Annotated in this window: 25 protein-coding genes and 1 pseudogene; 7 read left to right on the top strand and 19 right to left on the bottom strand. The window is 68.9% G+C overall.

Going from position 1 to position 23,669, the window contains the following annotated elements; all coding sequences use genetic code 11:
- The coding region (locus J4709_RS50240) for a hypothetical protein (RefSeq protein ID WP_208252616.1) at window positions 1-874 on the bottom strand (874 nt) is incomplete at its 3' end.
- A gap of 215 nt (window positions 875-1,089) precedes the next feature.
- On the opposite strand from J4709_RS50240, the gene J4709_RS50235 reads away from it, so the two are divergent.
- A complete protein-coding gene (locus J4709_RS50235; protein ID WP_208252614.1) occupies window positions 1,090-1,326 on the top strand; it encodes a hypothetical protein in 237 nt (78 codons plus the stop codon).
- Window positions 1,327-1,438: 112 nt separating this feature from the next.
- Here J4709_RS50235 and J4709_RS50230 read toward each other — a convergent pair whose 3' ends face one another.
- The 6 genes from J4709_RS50230 to J4709_RS50205 all read right to left on the bottom strand — a co-directional run bounded on the left by J4709_RS50230 (window position 1,439) and on the right by J4709_RS50205 (window position 5,470).
- Window positions 1,439-1,891 carry an NUDIX domain-containing protein gene (locus tag J4709_RS50230; RefSeq protein ID WP_208252612.1) on the bottom strand — a complete coding sequence of 151 codons (453 nt, stop codon included), beginning with the start codon at window positions 1,889-1,891 and terminating at the stop codon, window positions 1,439-1,441.
- A gap of 5 nt (window positions 1,892-1,896) precedes the next feature.
- Complete coding sequence (hemC, locus tag J4709_RS50225) at window positions 1,897-2,913, bottom strand: hydroxymethylbilane synthase (RefSeq protein WP_208252611.1); 1,017 nt, start codon at window positions 2,911-2,913, stop codon at window positions 1,897-1,899.
- Complete coding sequence (locus J4709_RS50220) at window positions 2,910-3,821, bottom strand: porphobilinogen synthase (RefSeq protein WP_208252610.1); 912 nt, start codon at window positions 3,819-3,821, stop codon at window positions 2,910-2,912. The genes hemC and J4709_RS50220 overlap by 4 nt, the downstream gene beginning before the upstream one ends.
- Before the next feature lie 169 nt (window positions 3,822-3,990).
- Window positions 3,991-4,470 (bottom strand): hypothetical protein, encoded by a 480-nt coding sequence (locus tag J4709_RS50215; RefSeq protein ID WP_208252608.1) that lies wholly within the window; start codon window positions 4,468-4,470, stop codon window positions 3,991-3,993.
- Window positions 4,470-5,105 carry a MerR family transcriptional regulator gene (locus J4709_RS50210; RefSeq protein ID WP_208252607.1) on the bottom strand — a complete coding sequence of 212 codons (636 nt, stop codon included), beginning with the start codon at window positions 5,103-5,105 and terminating at the stop codon, window positions 4,470-4,472. Before J4709_RS50210 ends, J4709_RS50215 begins: the two co-directional genes overlap by 1 nt.
- Window positions 5,102-5,470, bottom strand: coding sequence for a hypothetical protein (locus J4709_RS50205; protein ID WP_208252605.1), 369 nt, complete (start codon window positions 5,468-5,470; stop codon window positions 5,102-5,104). The genes J4709_RS50210 and J4709_RS50205 overlap by 4 nt, the downstream gene beginning before the upstream one ends.
- Window positions 5,471-5,786: 316 nt before the next feature.
- Here J4709_RS50205 and J4709_RS50200 point away from each other — a divergent pair, with 316 nt between their 5' ends.
- Complete coding sequence (locus J4709_RS50200; RefSeq protein WP_208252604.1) at window positions 5,787-6,680, top strand: helix-turn-helix domain-containing protein; 894 nt, start codon at window positions 5,787-5,789, stop codon at window positions 6,678-6,680.
- Window positions 6,677-6,877, top strand: a complete 201-nt coding sequence (locus J4709_RS50195; protein ID WP_208252603.1) for a DUF397 domain-containing protein — start codon at window positions 6,677-6,679, stop codon at window positions 6,875-6,877. The genes J4709_RS50200 and J4709_RS50195 overlap by 4 nt, the downstream gene beginning before the upstream one ends.
- Before the next feature lie 299 nt (window positions 6,878-7,176).
- Here J4709_RS50195 and J4709_RS50190 read toward each other — a convergent pair whose 3' ends face one another.
- The 11 genes from J4709_RS50190 to J4709_RS50140 all read right to left on the bottom strand — a co-directional run bounded on the left by J4709_RS50190 (window position 7,177) and on the right by J4709_RS50140 (window position 19,801).
- Window positions 7,177-7,671, bottom strand: a complete 495-nt coding sequence (locus J4709_RS50190; protein WP_208252601.1) for a hypothetical protein — start codon at window positions 7,669-7,671, stop codon at window positions 7,177-7,179.
- A gap of 299 nt (window positions 7,672-7,970) precedes the next feature.
- On the bottom strand, window positions 7,971-8,972 hold the full coding sequence (locus J4709_RS50185; RefSeq protein WP_232385296.1) for an NlpC/P60 family protein: 1,002 nt from the start codon (window positions 8,970-8,972) through the stop codon (window positions 7,971-7,973).
- A complete protein-coding gene (locus tag J4709_RS50180) occupies window positions 8,963-9,787 on the bottom strand; it encodes a replication-relaxation family protein (RefSeq protein WP_208252599.1) in 825 nt (274 codons plus the stop codon). The genes J4709_RS50185 and J4709_RS50180 overlap by 10 nt, the downstream gene beginning before the upstream one ends.
- A gap of 95 nt (window positions 9,788-9,882) precedes the next feature.
- On the bottom strand, window positions 9,883-12,336 hold the full coding sequence (locus J4709_RS50175) for a type IV secretory system conjugative DNA transfer family protein (RefSeq protein WP_232385302.1): 2,454 nt from the start codon (window positions 12,334-12,336) through the stop codon (window positions 9,883-9,885).
- Between the two features lie 2 nt (window positions 12,337-12,338).
- Complete coding sequence (locus tag J4709_RS50170) at window positions 12,339-14,168, bottom strand: VirB4 family type IV secretion system protein (RefSeq protein ID WP_232385295.1); 1,830 nt, start codon at window positions 14,166-14,168, stop codon at window positions 12,339-12,341.
- The gene (locus J4709_RS50165; RefSeq protein WP_208252597.1) at window positions 14,165-14,584 is read right to left on the bottom strand and encodes a hypothetical protein; all 420 of its coding nucleotides are present in this window, start codon (window positions 14,582-14,584) and stop codon (window positions 14,165-14,167) included. The genes J4709_RS50170 and J4709_RS50165 overlap by 4 nt, the downstream gene beginning before the upstream one ends.
- Window positions 14,581-15,558 (bottom strand): PrgI family protein, encoded by a 978-nt coding sequence (locus J4709_RS50160; RefSeq protein ID WP_208252596.1) that lies wholly within the window; start codon window positions 15,556-15,558, stop codon window positions 14,581-14,583. The genes J4709_RS50165 and J4709_RS50160 overlap by 4 nt, the downstream gene beginning before the upstream one ends.
- Window positions 15,555-17,225 (bottom strand): TrbL/VirB6 family protein, encoded by a 1,671-nt coding sequence (locus tag J4709_RS50155; RefSeq protein WP_208252595.1) that lies wholly within the window; start codon window positions 17,223-17,225, stop codon window positions 15,555-15,557. The genes J4709_RS50160 and J4709_RS50155 overlap by 4 nt, the downstream gene beginning before the upstream one ends.
- 32 nt (window positions 17,226-17,257) lie before the next feature.
- A complete protein-coding gene (locus tag J4709_RS50150) occupies window positions 17,258-17,653 on the bottom strand; it encodes a pilin (RefSeq protein WP_208252594.1) in 396 nt (131 codons plus the stop codon).
- Between the two features lie 247 nt (window positions 17,654-17,900).
- Entirely contained in the window at window positions 17,901-18,752 is an 852-nt protein-coding gene (locus J4709_RS50145; RefSeq protein WP_208252593.1) for an RNA polymerase sigma factor, read from the bottom strand.
- Between the two features lie 407 nt (window positions 18,753-19,159).
- A complete protein-coding gene (locus J4709_RS50140; RefSeq protein WP_208252592.1) occupies window positions 19,160-19,801 on the bottom strand; it encodes an SMI1/KNR4 family protein in 642 nt (213 codons plus the stop codon).
- A 211-nt stretch (window positions 19,802-20,012) separates the two neighbouring features.
- Here J4709_RS50140 and J4709_RS50135 point away from each other — a divergent pair, with 211 nt between their 5' ends.
- From J4709_RS50135 to J4709_RS50125, 3 genes are read left to right on the top strand one after another with little or no spacing between them, the layout of a single operon-like run.
- A complete protein-coding gene (locus tag J4709_RS50135) occupies window positions 20,013-20,927 on the top strand; it encodes a hypothetical protein (RefSeq protein WP_208252590.1) in 915 nt (304 codons plus the stop codon).
- Window positions 20,924-21,910: a TRM11 family SAM-dependent methyltransferase gene (locus J4709_RS50130; protein WP_208252589.1), complete on the top strand. Its 987-nt coding sequence runs from the start codon at window positions 20,924-20,926 to the stop codon at window positions 21,908-21,910. The genes J4709_RS50135 and J4709_RS50130 overlap by 4 nt, the downstream gene beginning before the upstream one ends.
- 14 nt (window positions 21,911-21,924) lie before the next feature.
- On the top strand, window positions 21,925-22,137 hold the full coding sequence (locus tag J4709_RS50125; RefSeq protein WP_208252588.1) for a hypothetical protein: 213 nt from the start codon (window positions 21,925-21,927) through the stop codon (window positions 22,135-22,137).
- On the opposite strand, the gene J4709_RS54375 is transcribed toward J4709_RS50125, so the two are convergent.
- On the bottom strand, window positions 22,125-22,928 hold the full coding sequence (locus tag J4709_RS54375; protein ID WP_232385293.1) for a hypothetical protein: 804 nt from the start codon (window positions 22,926-22,928) through the stop codon (window positions 22,125-22,127). The genes J4709_RS50125 and J4709_RS54375 overlap by 13 nt on opposite strands.
- On the opposite strand from J4709_RS54375, the pseudogene J4709_RS56335 reads away from it, so the two are divergent.
- Window positions 22,851-23,333, top strand: a pseudogene (locus tag J4709_RS56335) (recombinase family protein); the annotation flags it as partial. The gene J4709_RS54375 and the pseudogene J4709_RS56335 overlap by 78 nt on opposite strands.
- Window positions 23,334-23,669: the final 336 nt, after the last annotated feature.

Below are 23,669 nucleotides of genomic sequence, written 5' to 3'. Positions count from 1 at the left end.
CGTTGGCGGCACGCGCGGCCAAGGCGACCTTTTGGTTGTCGAGTCGCAGATCGCTGAAGGCGTTCAGGAGTTCGGCGATTTCGGCGGGGTGGTCGAGTGGCGCATCGTTGGCGGCACGCGCGGCCAACGCCGTAGCTTCTGTGAGTGCGTCCAGATCGGGTAGGGACCGCAAAAGGGTGGCAACTGCGGCTGGTGATTCTAGGCTAATTCCGCCGAGCCCCCCTAGAGGAGCGTCTTCCGGGCCAACTTCAATTATGTCGAGAACCCGTTCGAGGTCCCGGGAACGTTGTCCAGCTACCCTGGCTTGTTCTCGGGCAAGCGTCAATTTTTGCGTCAGCTCAGCGATCTCAGCTTCTAGTTCCGCGCGATTAGAATCCCATGCTGCACGCAGCTTGCTTTGCTGTCCCGATAGCTCATCGATTCGTCGGGTATATTCGACGAGCTTGCGGTTGCGGTCGTCTAGTTGCTCCTTCAGTGAATTGGCATAGCGTTCCGCTTCACGTTGATTGACTGCGGAGATTTCTAGTTCATCGCTAATTCGACGCAGTTGATATCCGTGTGGATGGGACACCTTTAGGGCGTTCAGTTGGAGGTCAACGAGATGCTCGCGTACCTCTTCGGAAACCGCTTTTCCTCGTTCCGCTTGTATGGACAAGAGTCTATCGAGCAACCAGTGGTCGCGGGGCACTCGTTTGCCATTGAGATAGCGAGAAAGGGTTCCCTTGTCGATGGGATTGGCGGCCGCAAAACGGTTGCGTGACATTCCGATCTTTTGCCATAGCGCGTTCAATTCGAGAACCCATGCCCTTACCTCCGAGCTGAGTTCGTCGCCAGGCTCCGGAGTATCTTCACGCCTCGGGACAATGTCTGCCATACCCTCATCATGGCGCCAGCGACTGACTCGGTGGAGACTGCGGACAGGCCAGATGTTGCCACCTGGTGCAACGCCTGTTGCGTAGTGCTGCAACGGACGTTGCGGTGTAGTGCAACGCGGGGTGGAGTTGGCGTACTGGAGGCAGAGACCTTGTGCGGCCGAAGCGCAGGGATGCCGAGGAGTCGAAGATGAGCCGTAGACCTCGCCTGTCTGGAATGATCAGCTTTCGTTCTGCTGCGATCCTGGTGATCGCGGCACTGGTAGGCGCCGCTGCCGGCGTCTTGACTTACCTGCAAGCCCGATCGCTCTCTCATGCGCTGTTGGCAGGCGGCAGTGTCATCGGCGGTACCGCAGGCCTGCTGAATCAGGTACTCATCACGCCCGTGCAGCCGAACTCCACCCACGATGGGTCAGCACAGGGTGTTTCCGCAGCAGAGGACCAGGAGCCATAACGCGCAACAGCGGAGAGTAGAGGTTGTTGCTGCACCGGCACGCCTTCAGCGCCACGCACAGGGCGGGCGGGCGGAAAGTCGCGCCTCTGCGTGGCGCTGTCCGTACGGCGCCCTAGAGGGTTGCTCGTCGCGGTTCGGTGAAGAGGGTCTGTCGGCGTCGGGTGGCTTCGAGGGTGAGGCGGGTCCGGTCGGCGAGGGCCGGGTGGAGCCACTCGTTGAGGGCGTCGGGGGAGCACCATTGGTACCCGATGATTTCGTGGCCGTCGGTTCGGACTTCCCGCACTTGCTGAGCGGACAGCTTGGCCGAGTAGTACAGCAGGAGTCGGTCTCCGGCGTTCGGCGCCCACGCGACGAGTGCGGGACTCGGTGGGAACGCCGGCGAGACGGAGAGTTCTTCGTGTACTTCCCGTGCGACGCCGGCGGACGGCAGCTCGCCCTCGCGTACGTATCCGCCTGGCAGGTGCCATCGACTTTTGTAGGCCGGGTGGACCAGTAGGACGAGTCCGCGCGAGTCGGTCAGTACCGCGTGGGCTGCTGTCTGGGGAGCGGCGATAGTGGTCGTCATCGGCGTCAGTGCAGGCGGGTGCCGGCGATGATGCTTCGGGCGTTCTTGCGGGTGAGGCTCGCGGCGACGAAAGCCCCCAGCTCGTAGGCGTGGTCTGGGGCGTCCCACTCGTGGGCGTAGGCGAAGGTGGCGCCGTCCCGGCTGAAGACCATGCCGATGAGGCTGAGTTGGCCGTCGTCGGTGGTGTGGCAGTGTCCGGCGATGGGGCTGTTGCAGTGCCCTTGCAGGGCGTGGAGCATGGTCCGCTCGGCGAGGATGTGGGTGCGGGTCTCGGCGTCGTCGATGACCTGGAGAAGTTCCACGATCCCGGTGTCGGCCTTGCGGCATTGGACGCCGACGACGCCCGCGCCGATGGCGGGGCACATCTCGTCCAGGCTGAGAAGCTGCGAGATGCGGTGCTCCATCCCCACCTTGGCCAGGCCGCCGCCGGCGAGCACCAGGGCGTCGACCTCCTGTTCCTCATCGAGGCGGGTCAAGCGCGGGACGACGTTGCCGCGGAACCGCTGGACGTTCAGGTCGGGTCGCCTGCGGAGGAGTTGGGCCTTGCGCCGGACGGCGGACGTTCCGATACGGGCGCCCGGCGGGAGGTCGCTGAGGAGGCCGTATTTGGAGCCTTCGGGGAACACGACCGCGTCGCGGACGTCGTCGCGTTCGAGGTAGGCGGCGAAGACGAATTCCTTGGGCAGGGGGACGTCGCCGGGGACGTCTTTCATGCAGTGGACGGCGGCGTCGATCTGTCCCATCATCAAGGCCTTGTCGATCTCCTTCATGAACAGGCCCTTGCCGCCCAGCTCCGACAGGTCGCCCTTGTATCGGTCGGCGGAGGTCTCGATGGGGACGTAGTCGATCTCCAGGCCGGGCACGACGGCGGTGAGGGCGTCGATGACGCGCCGGGCGTAGGCGCGGGCGAGGTGGCTGGTGCGCCCACCGAGCCGCAGCGCTCGCTTGGGCAGTGCGTTCTGGAAGTAGGCGGCGGCGGGTGCGAGCGGGCTGCTGCCCGAGTCGATGGGAACGATGGTCATGTCGGTGTCTTCCGAGGTGTCGGGATGGTGGACGGCGCGTCACCGAGCGTATCCGCGAGGGTCAGCGCCGCATGGGTGACCACCCGCGAGGCGCCGGCGCGCAGGAGCATGGCGTACTCCTCGGCCAGCAGCGCGGGCGGAAGGGTGGTGCACTCTCCGGAGACGGAGAACGGCAGGAGCGGGACGCCGGCTCTGGCGTGCAGGCCGCTGAGGATGTCGGTGGAGAACAGGGCGGGTTCGATCAGTAGCGAGTCGGCGCCTTCGGCCAGCATCATCAGCCCCCGCTCGACGGCCATGGTCGTGTGCCCGGAGATGGGGAGCTGGAAAGGGCGAGGCTCCTGCCGGGGCTGGATGCCCATGGCTGTCCGGTAGCCGTCATAGAGGCGTGAGTCGACGATCAGGTGCGGCATGATGCGGACCCGGTCGAATCCCGCGGAGTCCAGTGCGCTTCGGCATGCTGCGACCGAGCCGGGGATCATGGCGGCCGGTCCGATCACGTCGGCTCCGGCCTTGGCCTGGGCCACGGCCTGCCGCGCGAGCGCCGCGATGGTCGCCGCTTGGTCGGGCTGCCCGTTGCGCACGGCGAGGTGACACTCGCCGGTCGACAGGTAGGCGCACAGGCAGGTCTCGGTCATCACCTGCATGCTCGGGCAGGTCGCTTTGACGGCGCTGATCGCACGCGCCATCACCGAGTCCGGAGCGTGGGCCCGTGTCCCCGAGGCGTCACGCCGGTCGGTGGCGAAGACCTTCAATGCGGTCATGCCTGCCGCTTGGGCCCGCGCGGTCACGCGAGGGAGCTGATCCAAGGTGTAGGTCGGGACCGAGCCGCCGGCCCCACCGTCCTCTCGGACGAGCACCACCATGACGAGGAGATCTGCGGACAACCGCGCGGACGAATCCGTGAGCACGCGACACCCTCTTTCACCGAAGATCTGTTGGAAGGACCGGGCGGGGTCCGACGGGGGCACGGAACCCCGCCCGGCGACTGGATGGGCCCTGGATCCGGCCCTTAGCCGACTGAGTCCAGGACCCGCACCCCGAGCGCGCTCCCCTCCTCGCGCGCGCGGAGCGGACCTTCTACGGTTGCCCGCAACGCTGCGGGACGGGGTCAGCCCCCGAGGTACGCAGCCGCGCGCACAACCGCTCGTCCTCCTCGGCCTCGGCCTGTTCGGCCTCCAGCCGCGCATCCGGCTCGCGCGGCCCGCCCTCGGCCGCGTTCCGGACGAGCGTGACGTGCTCGTCGACGAGCTCTTCCAGCTCCAAACGAACCTGCCGTTGGCACTCGTCGATCGTCCGGCGGAACATCCCGTGCATGGTCATCGCCTCGTCCCACGCCTTCGCCACGACGCCGAGGGCCGCACCGATGGCCTCGTCGGCGGGGCGGCGCTTCAGGTCCGCCAGTTCCGACGCCGCGCGGTCCTCAACATAGACCGTCATGAGGCCGACGCGCAGGTACGGGATGCCGTGCTCGAACAGCCGGTCGGCGAACAAGGTGGAGATCAGCGCGCCCATGGCCTGCGGCTTGGCCGCGTACCCCATCGGTCCCGGCATCGTCATCAGGGAGCCCCGATCGTCCGGAGCGCCGCCTTCACCTGGACTACGGCCTCGGTCGGGTTATCGGCCTCGCACAACCAGACCCCACCGCCCCAACTGAACCACCACCGGTCACCGTCACTCGCCCGGCGACGGCACTCGATCGCGACACCACGCGAGCCCGCATCCCTGATCACTCGCAACCGGCACTCGCCGACCAGTTCGGGCGAGAGCTTCTGTCCGCGAAGCAGGTTCGCCAGCGTGGCCAGGAAAACCGCACCTTCCGAACCGTCAGGTTCGGGCGTGTTCTCCTGCCGGGTGTCGGCCGCACGGCTCGACGGAGGCCCAGCCACGCCCGGGGCGTCAGAGCGAGCCTTCACGTAGTCGCGCAGGGTCCGCAGGTTCGTCGGCCCGTCATCTCCGACTTCGGCGACGATCTCCAGTTCCCGCTTGAGGTACCGCCGCTGCGAACGCTCGGCGTCCTGGACGACAGAGATGAGCCCCTCCTCCTCCCACCGCAGCAGGACACCGGACTTGAGTCCGGTGATGTCGAACGCCTCACGCACGCTGATCCACGGGCCGTCGTCACTGGTGATGCCGTTGATCTCGGCGACCTTGCCGAACCGCTTCCGGGGGTAGTCCGCTACCTCCAAGGTCATGCCGCTGCCGCCTCTTCCATCTGGATTCTGATCCCGTGGGCCGCCGCCCTCGCCTCGTTCGCCGGCCGGATGAACTGGCCGGTGCGGATGTCGTAGAACCACCACGCCCCATCTCGGCAGTAGCGGCACCCGACCGTGACAGACCGTCCGGGCCAGCCCAGCGGGATCACGTTGAGGACCGCGTATCCCTGGATGACGGCGAAGGCCGTGACGATGCCCTCCATGTGGGCGAACGCCTTCGAGAGGTGGACCAGGAACGTGATCCGCTCGCGCTGGGGGATCGGGGTTGCGGGACCACTCGCCGATCCCCGGTCCGGCGGCGAGGGGATGTAGCGCGCTTCGGTAGCCCGCGCGTGTGCTCCCACGGAGTCACGCTCCGAAGGTGCGGACACTGGCGCCCGTGCTCTGATATCCGTCAGTGGTCTTCATGATCGGCCTCTTCCGTGCGGGGACGGTTGCTCCTGTGGCGATGCGCGGAACGGGCGCCCTGACCGGCTCGCCGGGGTCACGGATTGTCGCGAACTACCTCCGTGCTGACTCCGAGTAGAGCACCATGAAAACCGCGTCTGCAAGGCTTCAGGCGCATTCTCCGGACTGAATTTCCGCAGGTCGGAGGCTTATTGCGAATCGTGCGAGCGGATGCTTTCATTCCGAGTGAAAGACCGCCCCAGGATGGAGGTGATGCGGGTGACGGAAGCCGCGACGGGGTCGACCGTCCCCCGAAGGCAGCTCGGCCGGTACCTCCGCGAACTTCGGACAAACGCGCGCTTTACGGTGCAAGCGGCCGCAACGGCACTCGAATGGTCCGAGGCGAAGATGTGGAGGATCGAGACCGGGCAGACGTCCCTGCGATCCCACGACGTCGAGACCATGTGCCGCGTGTACGGGGCGCCCGACGACATGAAGACGGCCCTGATGGGCCTCGCCAAGGAGACCAAGGGCAAGGGCTGGTGGCACGCCTACGGCGACGTCATCCCCGACGGCTTCGACCTGTTCATCGGCCTCGAGGAAGCCGCGAACAGCCTGGAGGAATACTCGCCCGAACTGATCCCGGGCCTGTTCCAGACCGCCGACTACCATCGTGCGCTCTTCAAGAAGAACCGGCCCGATCTCCAGGACGAGGAGGTTGAACGACGGGTTCAGTTGCGAGTCCAGCGGCAGGCCCTGGTCACACGTGTGACAGCGCCCCCTACGCTCCGGGCAACCCTGAGCGAAGCCGCCATCCGCCGCATCGTGGGCGGGCCGGCGGTCATGGCAGCCCAACTCGATCGGCTCGCGGAACTCAACGAACGCCTCAACGTCTGCGTCCGCGTCGTGCCCTACTCGGCCGGCGCGCATCGGGGCCTCGACACCGGGCCCTTCATCATCCTCCGGTTCCTGACCACAGGAGACGGACGCAACCACGAACCGCCGACTGTGTATGTGCAAGGCTTCACCGGAGCCCTGTACCTGGACAAACCCCGTGAGATCGACCGCTACGCCGAGGCGTTTACGGTCATCTGGGACGACGCCCTGTCGCAAGAGGACAGCTCAGCGCTGTTCCGGCAGATCGCTAAGGAGATGAACGGACCATGAGTGCCGACTTCGCCCGAGCCAAGTGGCGCAAGAGCAGCCGCAGCAACACCGAGCAGGCGTGCGTGGAGGTTGCGCGGGCATCAACCGCCATCGGTGTCCGAGACAGCAAGAATCCCAACGGCGGCCACATCGCCCTCGACCGCGCCGCATTCACTGACCTCCTCAAGCACGTGAAGGCTGGCGCTCTAGACCTCTGATCAACTGATCGGTGGCCTCGGCGAGTTCAATCGCCGAGGCCGCTGCAGGTTGCTCAAGGGTGGCGGATAGGAGGCCGCCTCGGTGGGTGGTGTCGGCTCGGGTGCGCTGGTCGTCTTGGCGCGGACCCTTGCGCCGTTCGGAAGACTCGCGCTTCTGGGCGCTCGGTCGGCGTCCGGGCACGGCGTGGACGGTTGGGGCGTCTGGAAAGGCGTAGAGCGCTGGCAGGCGGCGCGACGAGTAACGGGGCGGGGACCTCGTAGGTCCCCGCCCCGTGTTCCGAGTGCTGTTCGCTTCTGGTTCAGCTGGTCATGTCGGCAAGAGGGATGCGGTAGGGCTCGAGGTCTCCGTGTTCGGATGCGTCAGCGAGGTTGATCCAGAAGACCCCCGGGTCGTCTGGACCGAGATGGTCGACGAGCTGGAACGTGCTGCGGTCATGCCATGCCCGGGTGGTGAAGAGCGACGCGTGGAAGGCGTACGCCTTGGCGTTGGCGGCGTCGCGGGCGAGTTGCTCCTCGGCAATCGGGAACTGCACGGGGGGTGGAGTGCGGGGGTAGAGGATGAGTGCGGCCCAGGCGAGACTTCCGGACCAGGCCCGGTAGTCGGGCGTCAGGCCGGGGCGGAAAGGCAGGACGCCGACCTGTCCGAGGTGCAGGTCGAGGGTGACCTCAGCGTCCTCGGGGCTGATCAGGCTGGCCTGGGCCAGCGGGTCGACCAGCCGCGCGACCTCCCGGGCGAGGTGGTCGGGCGCGGTTGGTGACTTCTGGGTGTCGTGAAGGCGGTCGGTGTGCGCCATGGGTTTCGTGCTCCTTCCGCTTGGGCGGTGCGGGGACGGAGTGTCCCTGCGTGCCGGTGGTCCGGTCCCGGGCGGAACCGGGGCGTCATTGACCGCCACCTCGTGCGTCAAGGGCAAGGGCGGCGTGAACTCGCCGCTGCGTCCCCCGGCGGGTGAACCTTCTCGGCGCGGCGGCGAGGTCGTCAGGGGCGACGGTCGGGCGCACGAGGAGGCCGGCTGGGAAGGTGGCGGCCGTCCCGCCCGGACTCGGGCTCTCTCGAACCGGTTGCCCGATGACGTGGATGTTTCAGGGCTTGTGGTCATCCCCGGAGGGGCTGGTCTGGGTTGGACGTGCTCGTTAGGCGGAAGAGGGGGCGGGTGGTGCCGATCCAGTCCGGGCGGTGGTAGGTCTCGACACCGATGGCTGGGTGGCAGGTGGAGCAGCGGGCGGCGATCATTTGGCCGTTGCCGATGACCAGTCCGACGTGGCCTGGTGTGGTGGTGGAGGTGCCGGGGCCGGAGTTGAAGAAGACGAGGTCGCCGGGCTGGGCGTGGTCGTTGGGGATCCGGATGCCGAAGGGCCATTGGGCGAAGGTGGTGCGTGGGATGGTGAGGCCGGCGGCTGCGTAGGCGGCTTGGACGAGGCTGGAGCAGTCCCAGGCGTTGGGGCCGGTGGCGCCGAAGACGTAGGGCTTGCCGCGTTGGGCCATGGCGAAGGCGATGATCTTTGCGATGGTGGCATTGGGTGCACTGATGGCGGCGGCCTCGGCGCACTCGGCTGGTGGAGAGGCGTTCGCCGGGGTGGTGCCTGTGGTGAGTGTGATCTTGTACTTGTGGGCGCGGTTGAGGACGTTGTCGACGTAGGTGTTGCTGTGGTTGTAGGCGAACAGGGCGGCGCGCATTTTGGGCGGGGCGCCGTTGTGGCGGAGGTAGTTGGCGGCTGCGGGGATGGAGTCGGCCGGGTCGTAGCGGTTCTTCTTGCCGTCGTGGTCGCCGTCGACGCCGTAGCCCGCCCAGGTGGCGGATAGGAACTGCATGGGACCTCCGGCGCCCGCGTGGTTCTCGCCGGAGTGGATGCCGGGTGCTGTGGAGCGTCCGTGGTCGGACTCGACGGAACCGACGGCGGCGAGGATCTCCCAGGGGATGCCGTAGTCGGCTGCGGCTTTGCGGTAGAGGGCGAGGTAGGTGGCGGGGATGCCGGCGACCGGCGGGCCGTCGACCTGTGACTCGCAGGCGTCGGGTTGGGGCGTCGAGCCGGTGACGGCACCGATGAGGACGACCACCAGGACGACGAGGGCGACCAGGAGCGCGACTATCGGCAACCGGCGTCCTCCCCGCTCTCGGTACGGGGCTCGGACGCGTGTGGTGGCGAGGATGTCAGGTCGGCCAAGCGGCGGCGGGGGCCGTCGTGTCCTGCCGGTAGCCACACGGGCCCGGCGGGGCCGCCGTCGGGGTCGTTGGCGGGCGTGTGGACGGCGGTGGCGAGGGGGACCGGTGGTGTTCCCAGCAGGGCGCGGAGGTTGGTCTCGCGGCGGGTGCTGGGGAGCCAGAACAGGACGGGTGTGGTTATGCCGGTGGCCTCGGCGAGGGCGTCGTAGCCGTTGATTTTGGCGGCGACCTTAGCGAGGGTGACGCTGCCAGTGTCGTGTTCGAGGAAGAAGTCGACCGTTGCCGGCCCTCGGCCGTTGGCGGTGATGTCGGTCCAGCGGCCGTAGGCGTCGGGGCGGGCGAGGTCTCCCCAGAGATGGACGCAGCGGCGTTCGGGCCACCACTTGTCGAGGCGGGCGCCGGGTGTGTGGCGGGCGTGGGCGTGGAGCTGGGTGAAGAACTCGTTGACGCCGACCTGGTGGGCGAGGTGGCGGGAGTGGCTGATCTGGAGTGCGGTGGTGCGGCGGTAGCCGAACTCGGCCAGGGTGATGTTGCGGTGCGCGGCCAGGCATTGGGCGCCGAGCGGTCCGAGGAGCCAGTGGTAGGGCGCGGCGCCGACGGGGACCCAGGGTTGGAAGCGTTCGAGGGCTTTGAGGCGGAACAGTTGTAGGAGGCGGTCGCGGGCCTTGCCGGGTGTGGTGAAGAAGATCGCGGCTATCTGGTGGGTGGTCAGGACGCGGTGTTCCCAGACCAGTTCGAGGATGGCCATGTCACGGTCGGTGAGACGCCCGCGGAGGTCGAGGAAGAGTTCAGGTGTTGCCCGTGTGATGGGGCTCGGTGCCCGGCGATGGCGAATGACCTTCTTCACTGCGGGCGTTCCTCCTCAGCGGGCTGCTCGGCACGCGGGTCGGCAGTAAGTGGGCTGCTCTTGCCGCTGGTGGCCTTGGTCGTGGTCACGCGGGGTGTGAAGCGGGCGCGGGAGGCGGCTCGGATGTGGTCGGCGCGGCCGGGAATCGGGTCGCGGAGTGGGCGGGTGCGGAAGGTGAAGGCGCCGGTGGGTTGGCCGGCGGTGACGAGACGCGCGGCGGCTTGGTAAGCGCCGAGGTGGGCGAGGTCGTGTGCGGACAGGACGGGGCCGGCGTGGCGGGCGAGGTCGCCTGCGTCTTCGGGTGAGGCGGCGAAGTAGATCTTGTTGCGTGCGTCGGCAGAGACGGCGTCGCGCAGGTCCTTGGGCAGTTGGGACAGGTGCTGGTGGGCCAGGACGAGGGAGAGCCGGTAGCCGCGGGCCTCGGCGAGGATGTCGGACACCGAGCCGGGCAGGTTGAGGAAGTTGTGGCACTCGTCGATGTAGGCGGCCGAGTCCGGGCGTTCGTGCTCGGGCAGGTCGGCGCGGCGGGTGATGCCCTGCCAGGTGTGCGCGAGCAGCAGCGAGCCCATCAAGCGGGCCGCGTCCTCCCCGAGCACGCCCTTGGGCAGCCGAGCCAAGACGAGGCCGCCATGGCCGAGGTGGCGGGCCAGGTCAACGGTCGAGCCGGTCGCTGAGAGGGCTTGGTGGACGAACGGGCGCAGCAGGACGGCGCGGAGCTTGTTCATCACGGGCCCGATCGCGGCCGCCCGTCCGGCCGGTGACAGCTCGTCATAGCCGGCCCAGAAGCCCCGTAGAAGATCGTCTGACAAGCGGCCGACTACGCGTGCACGGAAGGCGGTGTCAGTGAGGAGCTGCGGGACTTGCGCGAGGGTGGCGCGGGGGCCGTGGGCGTGCATGAGGCTCAGGCAGGCCGAGCGCAGCAGGTCGTCCAGCCGTGGGCCCCAGGAGGACCGGAAGCAGCGGTGGAAGATCGAGACGACGGAGTCGACGGCGAATGCCGGGTCGGGGCCGGACAGGATGCCGACCGAGGGTGGTGGCGCCGGGTCGGAGGGGTCGAACACCACCGTTCGGCCCGCCATGCGGGCGGGGAGCCGGTCCAGGACGTCGGCGATGAGGTCGCCTTTGGGGTCGATGACCAGGGCGCCTCGTCCGTCGTGGGCGTCGGCCAGGACCAGCGAGGCGAGCAGGGTTGATTTACCGACGCCGGTCTGTCCCAGGACGTGGACGTGTTGGCGGGCCCCGATGACGGGCAGCGCGACGGGGCGCCGGTGGCCCGCGTCGGCATCGCCCAGCACGCGGCCGGGCCCGTGTCCGGTGTCCGGGCCGGTGGGGACGTCGGGTGACGGTGCGACCGGGCGGGCGCCCGCGCGGGTGATGGCGGGCGCGTCGGCGTCCAGGGGCAGGTGCGCGAGCGCGGCCAGCTCGGCGGCGCCGAGCAGGTAGCCGCGTCCGAGCCGGCGGTCGGCCAGCGCGCTGGTCGGTTCTGGGAGTTTGCGGCGGCGAAGGTGCTGATGGCCGGAGGCGTAGAGCGCGGCGATTGAGGCGATGGCGTGAGCGCGTCCGCGCAGCCATTTCGTTGCATGGTCGGAATCGGGCGCGCCGACGGCGTAGCGGATGTCGACCTCGAAACGGGGCTGTGTCGCCTTGGCCAGAATCGCGCGGACCTGCTCGGCGCGTTCGGGGTGCGCGCTTGCCTGGGCGGAACCTGACTGATGCCCGGAGGTTGTTGTGCGCGTGCCGGGTGTGAGGAGGTCGAAGAAGAAGCCTCGGGACGATGCCGGGTTCCCGCCTTTCAGTCTGGAGGCGACGCGGTGGGCGCGGGCCAGGCGGCGGCCGGTGACGGGGCGGGCGAGGATCTGGACGGCGGCGTAGTGCTCCTTTTCGAGTCCCGACATCGCGCCGAGGAGCGAGCGGATCGGGTCGGTCTGGTGATCGGTCTTCAACGGATGGGAATCGTCGCGGGACAGCACCAGACGCCCTCCGACGGTCACCGCCCTCGTCGGGATGGGAAAGGCGGCTGGGCGAGTCGTTGTGGTGGTGGCGCCCGGCCAGGCGGCCCGGATCGTCTCCTCGACCATGCCGGGCGGCACCGCCCCGGGGACCCAGATCTGGAAGCGGACTCCGGCGGCGTCGGCGACGTATTCGAACACCAGATGCGGCTGGCCGAAGAGCCAACGCTTCCACGCGGGGGCGAGCAGGCCCGCCTGGTGGGCCCACCAGGCGGGCGCGCTGGCCGGGTCGACCTGCGGCGGCACCGACACTGTGATCAGGCGTGCGTCCTGGCTGAGTCGCCGGTGCTGCCAGCGTCGCACCAGCGCGGACATCGTCCGATAGGCGAGCGTGGCGGCTCCTGCGGTGGCAGCGGTGACCGCGCCATAGTGGGTGACGAGCACGGGAATTTGCTGGGCCTGGTCGAAGATGCGCGTCCAGTGCGGGACGTCGTTGAGCATGGTCACAGCGGGTCGCCCTCTCCGTCGTGGTGGTCGAGCAGCTCGGCGGGGTTCGTTGTGATGACCTGGTGTTCTTCAGGTGAGGAGATGGCGGCGAAGGCCGCGCGGTCGCTGGCGTTCCCGCCGCACAAGAGGCCCTCCCCACGCTCGGCTGATAGCAGGAACGCGCATTCGCCCTCAGAGAGCCCGAACGCCTCACCGACGGCGGTGATGGCTTGGGGCGCTTGGCGAAGCAGGATCTGGGTTGCGGAGTTGGCGACGACGGCGCGGCCGAGGTCGGAGGCAAGGAGGTCGGCGGCGTCCTGGGTGACGACCGTCAGGCCGGCCCAGTGCTTACGTGCTGACTTGGCGAGCCGGTAGAGGAAGCGGGCGCCTTCGGCTTCCTTCATCAGCATCCACGCTTCGTCGACGATGACGAGGCGGGGCCGCCGGTCGGCGGGGTTGGCGACCTTGCGCCAGATCGCGTCCAGCGCGAGGAGTACCCCGACCGACTTGACCTCTTCGGGTAGATCCCGAAGTGAGAACACCACCAGATGCCCGTCGGGCCGGGTCGTCGTCGCCTGCGCGAACAGCTCCTTGTAGGACCCGGAGACGTAGGGGGCGAGGCGGTCGGCGATCTCCACGCCGTCGGGGTGGGAACTGATGGCGAGCTGTTCGACCAGGTCGGCCAGCAGAGGCGCGGGGCGCGTCCAGGTGGCGGGGTCGATGTTGATGCCCTTGGCGGCGTAGGCGGCCAAGATCGCGCGGTCGAGGACGGGCCGCGCGGACGGCTTGAGCGGCTCGCCGAGCATGGCGGCGACGAGTGTCTGGGTGAACAGGGCGCGCCGGATCAGAGTGTCGTCGCCCTGGTCGGTGGGCAGGTCGAACGGGTTGAACGCGACCCCCTTCGCGCCGAGTGCGAGATGGGTGCCGCCGGTGGTCTCGGCCAGGGCCCGGTACTCGTCTTCAGGGTCGATCACCGACACTTCGACGCCCTGGTACAGCAGGCGTAGGGCTTCGAGCTTGGTGAAGTAGCTTTTGCCGGCGCCAGAGCGGGCCAGGACGACGGAGTTGTGGTTGTCCTGGGCGAACCGGTCCCACACCACCACTCCGGAGCTGGCGACGTTCACCCCGTACAGCACACCGGTCGACCCGGCCGGGGCGTTGAGGTCGGGTGAGGCGAACGGGAACGAGGCGGCCAACGCCTGGGTGTCGAAGGTCCGGCGCTGTCTGATGGCGTCCGTCCCGAGCGGCAGGGTGGTGGTCCACCCTTGCAGGGCGCGGAAGGTGGTGGGCTGAGCGTCCAACAGCAGCGATCCGGCCAGGCCCCGCACCTGTTGGACCTCAGCATCCAGCTCCTCGGCGTCGAGGGCGTGGACGGTGAGGTAGAGGCCGACTCGGAAGAGGCGGCCGTGACCGCGGGCCAGCGAGGAGGCCAGCTCGGCGGCGTCATCGGCGGCGGCCTCGACGTTGAAGTCGGCCAACCGGCCGGCCTCGGCGTTCGCGCGTGCGCTGGACTCCAACCGCGCCAACTGCCGACGCAGCCGTTGCGCGGCCGCTATCGGCGGGATCGGCTCGACGTGCAGCGATACATCGAGGCGGCCGGGATAGGTGAGCAACGGCTCCAGCCAGCCCGCGCCGACCTCGCGCGGATATCCGGCGATCGCGAACGACGCGCAACAGCCCTCGGGCAGATCCAAAGATGACACGTTGATTCGCAGCGCGGACGGCGCGAGTAGATCGCCCAGGTTCGCGGCTCCTGCTTCGCTGGTGTCCTCGGAAGGAGGCGCGGTGGCGCCGGCCATCCGCGAGAAGACCGCGCGGACCAGCGAGGGGCTTGTGGTCGTTCTCATCTGATCTCCACCTGAGTGTCGGTGCGGCCACTCGCGCGGACGGTCGCCGTGATGACGAGCGCGAAGTTGGCGCGGTCGAGGCAGGTCAGAACGGACGTGGAGAACGGCCCGCCGGTCGCCAGTGCAATGGCGATGTGCAGGACGGCGGCCTCGCCGGACGAGCACACAAGCCGTCCCGAGCTCATGGCAGCTGCGGCACCGATCCAGTCGACCCATGCCGAAGCGGCCTCGTCCGGGTTCTCCCGATCGGTGCTGATGAACCGGTCGCGGAAGTCGGCCCGGGAGAGCCAGAACCGGTGCGCAATCAGTAGCTCGACCGCCGCGAGTTCGGCGCACAGGCCCTGTGCGTGCGCGCGGAGCCCGGTGGCCAGGCCCGACAGGTCATAGCGCTGTGGCTGCCGAAAAGATCGAGTCACGCCAGGGCCTCCTCGGCGGAGTAGCGGCTGGTGATGGGCTGGTCGAGGTCGGCGGACGGGATGGGCCTCGCTTCGCCGGGCGAGAACGCCTCGGACAGGACGCGAACGCACTCGTCGGCGTCGAGCGCTTCGGCGCTGATTCCGAACCCGGTCAGGGTGCGGACGGTGTCGATGGCGCGGCGCGCGACGATCGCCGCGCTGGCCTCGCGGACGCGCCCTCGCCGTCGCCCGCCGGGCGAGCCGGGAACCGGCTGGTCGCGCAGGACGATCAGCACCTCGCGCATGAGCAGGTTCCGAGACGCGCCCAGCTCGTCGAGGTAGGCGGCGTGGCCTTCGGCGGCTCGCCGCAACGCCGGATGCGGAAGATCGGCAGCGGCCTCGGTCACCCGGTTGGTGAGCTCGGACAGGTCAACAGGACGTGCCTGGACGACGATCTGTACCGGGGATTCCAGTGAGTTGAGCCACCGCCCGAAGAAGCCCACGAGTGCGGCCTGCTCGGCGGCCGTGCGCAGCCCTAGGGAGATGGTTCCTGCCCGGACCATCGCGGCGGCCGCGCCACCCCCCAGGTCCATGACGCCGTCTTGGCGGATGGCGCGTATGGGGAACCGCAATGGTCCCGGAAGCGTGGCGCGTACCCGGCACCACGCCGGAGGCGCCGACACTCCCTCGGGTGCGGCGGCCAGCGTTCGACGGCGGCGCACGTGGTCGAGGGCGGCCAGGGCGAAGCGGTCCAGCCCCATCCCGTCTCGGCGGCCGAGCGCCATCGAACACCCGGCGGCCACCAGCGGGAAGCACAATCCCGCGACGATCGGGACCGGCAGGGTCGGCGCTGCCGCCATGAAGATCGACACCGTCACCAGGGCGGTGGTGCCGAGGATCAGGAGTTGGCGGCCGGTGAGCCCATACATGATCTTGTCGGGTTGCTCGATGTCGGCGGGGATGCGCGCCGACAGCGGCTCGTAGTCGTCGTTCAACGGTTCCTCCTGCCGTAGCGGCTTTGGCGCGGTGGATCGAGCCGCACGAAACGGCGCGGCGCCGGACGGCGCGGGTTCTCAGCGCGCCGATAGGGCCGGGTGTGCGACGGTGCCGGGATGCGCGGGTGTGGCCGGGCGGGGCCGTCCTGCGGGGCCGGGCGGCGTGCTGTCCGGGCCTGTGGGGCCGCGCTGTGGTCAGGACGCGGCGACCTACCGGTGTGCGTGCGTCCGGCCGGGAACGGCGCGTTGCGGGGCCCGGTGCGTGGCGTGGGGTCGGGTATGGGGCGGGGACGGTGCCTGCGGTCGGGACCGCGTCGTTCGTGGGACCGGGCGCCGTGCGCGCTACCGCGATCGGGTTGCGGGCCGGGCCCGCCGCTCGGACCATTGGAGCCGTCGCCGTGGGGACCCCCGTGCGGGCCGCCGTGGGGACCACGATTCCGATGCCCTCCACCACCGGGGCCGGGGCGGCCGGCCCTCGTGCCGCCCGCAGCGGCATGCGGGGTCTTCGTGCCCCGCAGCACTCGTCCGGCCGCGTTGTTGACGGCACCGAACACCTTGTAGACGAGCAGGGTTCTGACGAGTCGCTGGAGCGTCCGCGGCTGCGCGGACTGCCAGACCGTCCGCGCGACCCAGCGGGGAATGCGGATCAGCATGTACAGCAGCGCGATGACCAGCAGGAGGTCGATCAGTTCGGCCTGCTCGGTCGGGACACCGACGAAGAAGTGGTTGTTGTCGCTGTGCTGAGACAAGAGCAGCTGCACGGCGGTGATGAACACGAACGACTGGCAGACCTGGATCGCCAGCGCGCCGGAGATCCCTCGCCACCACAACCGCGCCAAGCCGTCCGTGAGCGCCAGCGCGTGAAACATCAGCGCGACCGGTGCCAGGCCGACCAGGACCATGATGATCGCCAGGCGCATCACGTACCCGAACAGCAGGATCGCCGCCAGGACCACCGTGATCAGGGAGACGATCGTGTAGAAGGCACCGCCGGTGTTGATGGACGCCTCGATGCCCTCGGCCAGCACTCGTCCGGCCTGGTCGGGATCGATCTTGTCGGTTCCGTTCATCAAGATCGCCGAGGCGAGGCCGTTGGCGAACTGGATGCCGTAGCCGATCCAGATCAGGCTGGTGTTCATCGCGAGGAAGGCGAGCGCCATGCGCCGGATGACCTGGCCGGGCGAGGTCTCGCCCGCGAAGGTCTGACCGGCCATCAGCAGCACGCCGGCGAGCGTCACCAGCAGCACGAAGCAGGTGTCGGCGATCGCCAGCGACGTGCCCCAGATCTGCTCGGCCCGCTTCATCGGCCCCGACCCGATCTCGGGCGTAGCGAACTGTGTCGCCGCCAGGGTGCCCATCACCGGTTTGAGCGCGCCGCTGGCCAGAGCCTGGAACCAGCCCGTGATGGCCTGCTTGGCCTTGCAGCCGACATCGATCCAGCCGCACTCGTCCTTGCCGTCTCCGGTCGACGCTCCATCGCCGGTGTCGGTACCGCTCGGGGCGATGGACGGCATCTCGCTCGGGACCACGGAAGGCGTCGAGGACGGGGCGGTGCTCGGCGCCGGTGATGGCGACGGGCTCAGTAAAGGGGCAGCCGCATCGGCGTGCGGAGCCACGCTCAGCACGCAGACCCCGGCGAGCGCCATCGCACCGAGCAGGACCAGCAAGCGCGAGCCCTTCCCTGGGAAGGCACGCACGCTCAGGACCCGACGATGTACTGGAGGATCTGCACCAGTACCGGCGCCAGAGCCGCGATCCCGTACCCGATCGCGGCATTGCGCAAGGTGCGCTTACCCGCCTCCGCCTCGCTGGGGTCGCCCCCGGCCAGCAGATAGCGGACACCGCCGATGGTGGCGAACAGCGTGGCCAGCGCGACCAGCAGCCCGACGATGACATTACGGAGATTGTCGATCACCTGCTCGAGCTGCGCATTGGCGGCCAGCACGGCCGGTTCGGCGCTGGCCTGCGCGACCGAGGCGACCGTGACGACGACCACCGAGCCCGACAGCACGAGGCCGATGCTGCCGACGAGTACGGCGGCGGCCAGGCGGAGCTTGCTCACGCGCGGCCGACGGAACGAGAGAAGATCGGACAACGGGCGGACGCTCAACTGGGAGCCCTCCAAGCACGAGCACGATGCGGCGAACGAAGAAGCGCGGACAGCGCGGGAAACGGCGAACGGCTGTGGTGGAGAGAGGACCGCGGGGTGAAGACGGGGCCGGGCCTTGCGGGTGTCCTCCTTCGAAGGCACTCGGCGGATGGTCGGACGGTGGGGACCGGGTGAGCATCCGGCCCGAGCCCCGTCTTCGCCCCGGGGTTCCTCTCACTAAGTAACCGACAGCTCAGATCCCGTTTTTGGACATCAGGTAGCCGAAGTCGTCGCGCAGGCCGTTGTCGCGCATGGCCTCGACCAGCCGCATCTCGGCGCGGCGGCGGCGCTTCATCAGTGCGCTGTAGGACGTTCCGAGCCGCTCGGCCAGCTCGGCGGGCGCGACGCCGTCCAGACGCGTCGCGGCGATGATCTCGGCCTCGTCGGCGGTGATGGCGCCCTGCCGAACCGCGGCCTCCAAAACCTGGTCCACATCACCGCTGGACGGCACCGCAGTCGTCACCAACCGCGCGAGCGTGCTCGGGTCGACCAGCACCACCCGGACCTGCGCCCGGTACCGCCGTTCCACGGTCTTGGTGGACTGCGCCAGCAGCCGCTGGGCGATCTTCGGACGCTCCACGTCGATGTGCAGAAGGGCGTCGTAGAACGCCGACAGCAGCTCACCCGCCACGTTCGCGGTCCCGGCGTTGGGCTCGGTGTCGAGCCTGCGAAGCCGGTCACGCACGACCGCCTTTAGACCCGGCAGCGCGATGCCGACGCAGCCCATGACCCACGAGGCGCCCTTCTGCCTGGCACGGACGATGAGCTCCTTCCACACGATGTCGCGCGCCGTGTGGTTGGTGGACGGGTGCAGCAGGATCGCGCGCAGCTCGCCGAGCGGAATCCGGCGAGCGGGCAGTCCGTGCCCCAGCGCGGCGCCGTCCAGCGCGAGGGGAGCCGGTCCCCGCGTCAGCAGGTCGAACGTCGTCTCCGCGACGTCCAGCACGTGCGGGGCGTCGTTCTTCTCGCCGCGCGCGGACCGGTCGGCGTACTCGTCCCCGCGGGCGGCCGTGACGGCTGCGGAACGGGTTGAGGTGGCGTGCATGTGAACCCCCGAGAGATCGGTTCCGAATCGGATGCCGACATCTCCTCAGAGGCCATGAGCGGATCATGAGCACTTGGTGTGCAGGCCGTGCTCGTGAACACGACCGTGCTGTCACCGCGATCTGCTGATCATCTGCTCAAAATCGCTGTGACCTGCGGGAACGCGGTGTGCACACGGTCTGCACCCTGCGATGGACCCGGCGGGTCAAGAGCGACCATGTGTTCAAAATGGCGCTGACCTGCATGGACACGCTGACAGCGGATGAGCGCGCAAAGGAAGATCAAACTCTCCCGCCGGCCCCCTTGCGAGCTGCGGCGCGAGCGCTTGCGGCACCGCCCGCGCCGTCACGGAGCCGACGAGGGTGCCGGCTGCATGTCCCCGGTCGTGTCACTGCGGAAGCGTGCGGGTCACCATTCCAGGGACCGGGTGGTCTGGCCGCCGTCCTCGGAGGGCCACTCGCACATGGTCGGCGTGTAGTGGAGAAAGGAGGTGTCGGTCTCCACGGCGGTGGCGATCCGATCGAACAAGTCGGCCAGGTCGGCCGCCCAGAACTCCGGCAGCCCACCGGAGCCGAGCCCGGCCTCGTAAACCTGCCCGTAGGTCGCGCCGGGGTAGTGGTCGACGATCGCCATACCGCCGTCGTTGGTGGAGGCGAACGGGACCCAGTAGTCCAGATGCGCCTCAACCGGCTCGTCCACGTCCGTGTCGTCCGAGTCCTCGCCGGCGAAGGCTTCGGCCCAGTCCTCGCTCAGGTCGGCCAAGACCTGGCAGTAACCCATGATCTCTGCGCAGCCGGCCAGGTGATGCCGCCCCGGCACGAACTGGCCGGGGTCGAAGGAAGCCCTTGGGCCCGGCGTTCCGTCGTGCAGTTGCAGCAGCGCCCTGACCTGAGGGTGCAGAGAGAACCCATAGGCGTCCTCGACAGCGGCGATCTCTTCCGCGGTTGCCGGCGGCAGCAGTGCAACGTGATCGGCGGGCGAGTGCGTGGCGAGCCAGGTCTCGAACCGTCCCCATGCGCGCCGGAAGCCAGCAAGATCATTCTCGGTCACAGAGATGACCTTACGGCGCGGATCAGACAAACACGCTGGCCCTCCAATCTCCGCGACGCGCCTCCGGCCGCCGTCACGACCACGAACGGACCCGAGATGTCGGTGGGGCGCCGGGCCAGGAAATTCGCGCTGGAGATGTCCAAAATCGGGGTGGAGCGTGTCGGTTACTTAATGAGACAGGGGACCGGGCGACCATCACGGGTCACCCACCATGACCGGCACCGACCAGCCCAAGCCGACACCGGCCACGAGTGCGCGGCAGTTCTTGCCGCTGACCGTCTGGCTCTGCCCCGACGACACCACCGACCCGCCCACCCCGTACGATCGGCGGCCCGGCCGAGGGCCTGACCATCGAGGCGCGCCCGCGCGGACGTGCGACCGGCACCTGGCGAGCATCAGCACCGGCCTGGCACGCCACCTCATCACCACCGCCACCCGCGACGGCGACGTGATCGCCGAAGCATTCACCACCAACTCCGCCACCCTGCGCACCGCCGCCCAACTCGACCGGCACGCCATCGCATGCGTCCCGCACTTCCCGCTCGCCCGGCACATCGGCGCCCAACTCCGCCGCGCCCTGCCGGACGATCGCCTCACCCGCGTGCAGATGCGGCCGTGCCGCGCCGACCAGATGCACCGCGGCATCGCCGACCACCTCGGCCAGGTCGCGCTTGTGATCGCGGCACCACCGACGTCCAGCAGAACGACGGCCGTCCCGGAGCCGAAGCCGAGCCGAGTTCGCGGCGGGTGCCCGGCCTGCTTGTCCGACGTCCTGGCCAACAGTGCCTTCCAGGCCCGCTCGTTCATGCCCGCCGCGTTCCGCCTGCTGCGTCCGGGCGGACATCTCGCGGTCGTGACCACGGCCAGACACCACGGCGGACGCCTGGTCGACCCAGCGCCCGGCATCATCCAGCACGCGCGTACGGCAGGGTTCCGCTACACCCAACACGTCATCGCCATTCGTGTCCCCATCGAGGGAGACACCCTCCTGGTCCAAGCCGGGCCCACCAGCCTCGGCCAACTCCGCGACATCCGTTCTCGTGCCCTGCCACCGGCCGCACGGGTCCATGCCGACGTCTGCGTCCTGACCAAGCCCGCCCGCATCAACGAGGGAGGCGCGCGATGACCCAGGCCACCCACCGACCTTCCGGGGCCGAACCGGTTGCCCGCGAGATCGCGTCGGTACTGCTCACCGGCCAGCAGCCGTCCCGCATCCAACGCAAGGGCCGCTACACGCCCGAGTCGATGGCGCATCCGGCCAAGATGCTTCCCACGATCGCCGCCCAAGTCATCGCGGCCTACACCGAGCCCGGCGACCTGGTCATCGACCCGATGTGCGGCATCGGAACCACCCTGGTCGAAGCCGTCCACCAGGGACGCCGCGCCATCGGGATAGAGTACGAGGCGCGCTTCGCCAAGATGGCCGCCGGCAACCTTCGCCACGCCCATTCTCAAGGCGCCACCGGCATCGGACAGGTCGTCCACGGCGACGCCCGCAACATCGCCGCCGCGCTCGCCGAACAGGCCGGTACCGCCGCGCTGGTGCTGACCTCGCCTCCCTATGGCGCGACCACCCACGGGCAGGTACGCACCAGCCGAGACAACGGCGGCGGCAAGATCGACAAGTTCAACGGCAGGTACTCCACCGACCGCCGCAACCTCGCCCACCGACCTACCGCCGAACTCGTCGCTGGGTTCGGGCAGATCCTCAGCGGCAGCGCGGCCCTGCTTTGCCGCGGCGGAGTCATCGCCGTCACCGTCCGTCCGTTCCGTGTGGCTGGCGAACTCATCGACCTCCCAGGCCAGGTCATCGCCGCCGCCGAAGAACAGGGCCTGGTCCTGGTCGACCGGTTCGCCGCCCTGCTGTGCGGACTTCGCGACGGACGTATCGTCACCCGCGCCTCGTTCTTCCAGATGCTCGAAGCCCGCCGCCTCCGCGCGCAGGGCGTCCCAGCACTGGCCACGGCCCACGAAGACCTCCTCGTGCTCGGACGGGACCGCGAGACCGGCCGCACGGTCGACGAGCCCACCGGGCTTGATCTTCACGGTGGAGGTGTGCCGTCATCCGCGGACCGGCCCGACACCGGGCCCACCGGCGCCGCCGCCTGATGGGCGGACACGCGGTGACCGAGCCGGACGAGGCAACCCGGAGTGATGGCGAGCAGTTGACGCTCACCTGGCGGCTGATTCCGGCGGACCCGTCCGTCAAGGAGCAGCTCACCCGAGTTCAGGCACGCGCGATCAAGGAGGTACTCACATGGTGGACGGAACAGGCAGCCCAGTTCCCCTCGAAGTCTTCGCAGCAGGATCGCGAAGCAGCCGATCAAGAGGCCTGACCGGGCCCGGTGGCGGATTCCGGCTGTCCGGGCCTCTCCGGGTGGCGTTCGCGGGACGGACCTCGACCGAGGACAAGCAGGACCCGACCCTGTCGCTCCCGCGCCAACTCGCCAACAGCCAGAGTGCGCTGCACACCGCGCTCCCGGGTCAGGCAGTGATCGTCGCGCACTTCTACGACATCGAGTCGGGGCGCAAGGACCTCGAGGCGCGCGGCTTCGGGCGTGGGCATGAGCGCTTCAACATCCCCGTGCCGCGTGATGGCGGTATCCAGGACCTGCTGGCCGAGGCGTCCCAGCCCGATCGGCGGTTCGACGCGGTGATCTGCGAGTCCGTCGACCGGATCGCGCGTCGCACTTATGTCGGTACCCAGATCGAGAACCGGCTGGAGCAGGTCGGCGTCCCGCTGTGGGCGGCCGATGAGCCGATCAGCCTCAGCGGCAAGCGCTCGTCGCAGGTGCTGACCCGGCGCGTCAAGCAGGGCGTTGCCGAGTGGTACGTCCTGGAGATGTTGGAGAAGTCCTGGGGTGGGTTCGAGGTCCACACTCGGCAGGGCTTCAATGTCGGGCGGCCGCCGTACGGGTACGTGGCCAAGAAGGTTCCGCACCCGGTGGCCGCGCGCCGAGAACAGGGAGCCACCAAGCATGTCCTGATCCCCGACGAGGTACGGGGACCGGTCGTCAAGACCATCTTCGAGATCCGGATCGGCGAGCGTGTGGGATATCAGGAGATCGCCGACCGTCTGAACACCGATCTGGAGCGGAACCCGGCTCCGGTGGCCACGGCCAAGCATCGGACCATCGGCAGGTGGAACTACTCCTCGGTGCGCAACGTCCTGTCCAACCCCAAGTACACCGGCTACATGGTGTGGAACCGCAAGGCCACGTCATCGGGGACCGGCAGGAACAATCCGCCGGAGGCGTGGGTGTGGTCCAGCGAGCCCACTCATCCCGGCCTGGTGTCGATCGAGGTGTTCACCGAGGCGCAACGGGTCGCCCGCGACAAGGCCCGAGCCCGCGGCTGCTCAGGTGGCCCGAGCAAGCCCAAGAAGCCTCGGCGGGTGTTCGTGCTGAGGTCCTACATGACGTGCGGGCTGTGCGGGCGGAGGATGTTCGGCAAGCAGGACTCCGGCAACACCTACTACGTATGCAGCCCGAAGCGCTCCTACCTGCCCGACGGGCATCCGGCCGTGATCCGGGTGCGTGAGGAGCCGCTGATGGCGGGGCTGAACGAGTTCTTCAACCGCGAGATCTTCGGCGCCCAGCGTCACCAACGACTGCAAGCGCTTCTCGCCCGGATGAGCGACCAGCATTTGGACGAGCATCAGGAGCAGGTCGCGATGGCCAAGGCCAAGATCAAGGATTTGGTCCGGCGGCAAGCGCGTGTGCTCGATCCGCTGGAGAATCTAGACGAGCCGACCCCGGCGCTCGTCCAGCGCGTCAACGAGCGCGCCGCCGAGATCGCGACCGAACTCAAGGCGGCACAGGACAGGCTTCGGGAACTCCACGAGACGGCGCCCGTTCATGCGGCGCCC

The sequence above is a fragment of the Actinomadura violacea genome (genome assembly GCF_017573465.1).
Classification (GTDB): domain Bacteria; phylum Actinomycetota; class Actinomycetes; order Streptosporangiales; family Streptosporangiaceae; genus Spirillospora; species Spirillospora violacea.
This window is presented reverse-complemented; position numbering and strand designations above follow the sequence as displayed.

What these genes read in the sequence shown, in the direction of transcription:
- J4709_RS50235 (WP_208252614.1), top strand. Translation starts at nt 1,090, where the DNA reads ATGATCAGCTTTCGTTCTGCTGCGATCCTGGTGATCGCGGCACTGGTA.
- J4709_RS50230 (WP_208252612.1), bottom strand. Translation starts at nt 1,891, where the DNA reads ATGACGACCACTATCGCCGCTCCCCAGACAGCAGCCCACGCGGTACTG.
- hemC (WP_208252611.1), bottom strand. Translation starts at nt 2,913, where the DNA reads ATGACCATCGTTCCCATCGACTCGGGCAGCAGCCCGCTCGCACCCGCC.
- J4709_RS50215 (WP_208252608.1), bottom strand. Translation starts at nt 4,470, where the DNA reads ATGACGATGCCGGGACCGATGGGGTACGCGGCCAAGCCGCAGGCCATG.
- J4709_RS50210 (WP_208252607.1), bottom strand. Translation starts at nt 5,105, where the DNA reads ATGACCTTGGAGGTAGCGGACTACCCCCGGAAGCGGTTCGGCAAGGTC.
- J4709_RS50200 (WP_208252604.1), top strand. Translation starts at nt 5,787, where the DNA reads ATGCGGGTGACGGAAGCCGCGACGGGGTCGACCGTCCCCCGAAGGCAG.
- J4709_RS50195 (WP_208252603.1), top strand. Translation starts at nt 6,677, where the DNA reads ATGAGTGCCGACTTCGCCCGAGCCAAGTGGCGCAAGAGCAGCCGCAGC.
- J4709_RS50190 (WP_208252601.1), bottom strand. Translation starts at nt 7,671, where the DNA reads ATGGCGCACACCGACCGCCTTCACGACACCCAGAAGTCACCAACCGCG.
- J4709_RS50180 (WP_208252599.1), bottom strand. Translation starts at nt 9,787, where the DNA reads ATGGCCATCCTCGAACTGGTCTGGGAACACCGCGTCCTGACCACCCAC.
- J4709_RS50175 (WP_232385302.1), bottom strand. Translation starts at nt 12,336, where the DNA reads ATGCTCAACGACGTCCCGCACTGGACGCGCATCTTCGACCAGGCCCAG.
- J4709_RS50170 (WP_232385295.1), bottom strand. Translation starts at nt 14,168, where the DNA reads ATGAGAACGACCACAAGCCCCTCGCTGGTCCGCGCGGTCTTCTCGCGG.
- J4709_RS50145 (WP_208252593.1), bottom strand. Translation starts at nt 18,752, where the DNA reads ATGCACGCCACCTCAACCCGTTCCGCAGCCGTCACGGCCGCCCGCGGG.
- J4709_RS50135 (WP_208252590.1), top strand. Translation starts at nt 20,013, where the DNA reads ATGACCGGCACCGACCAGCCCAAGCCGACACCGGCCACGAGTGCGCGG.
- J4709_RS50130 (WP_208252589.1), top strand. Translation starts at nt 20,924, where the DNA reads ATGACCCAGGCCACCCACCGACCTTCCGGGGCCGAACCGGTTGCCCGC.
- J4709_RS54375 (WP_232385293.1), bottom strand. Translation starts at nt 22,928, where the DNA reads ATGCTTGGCCGTGGCCACCGGAGCCGGGTTCCGCTCCAGATCGGTGTT.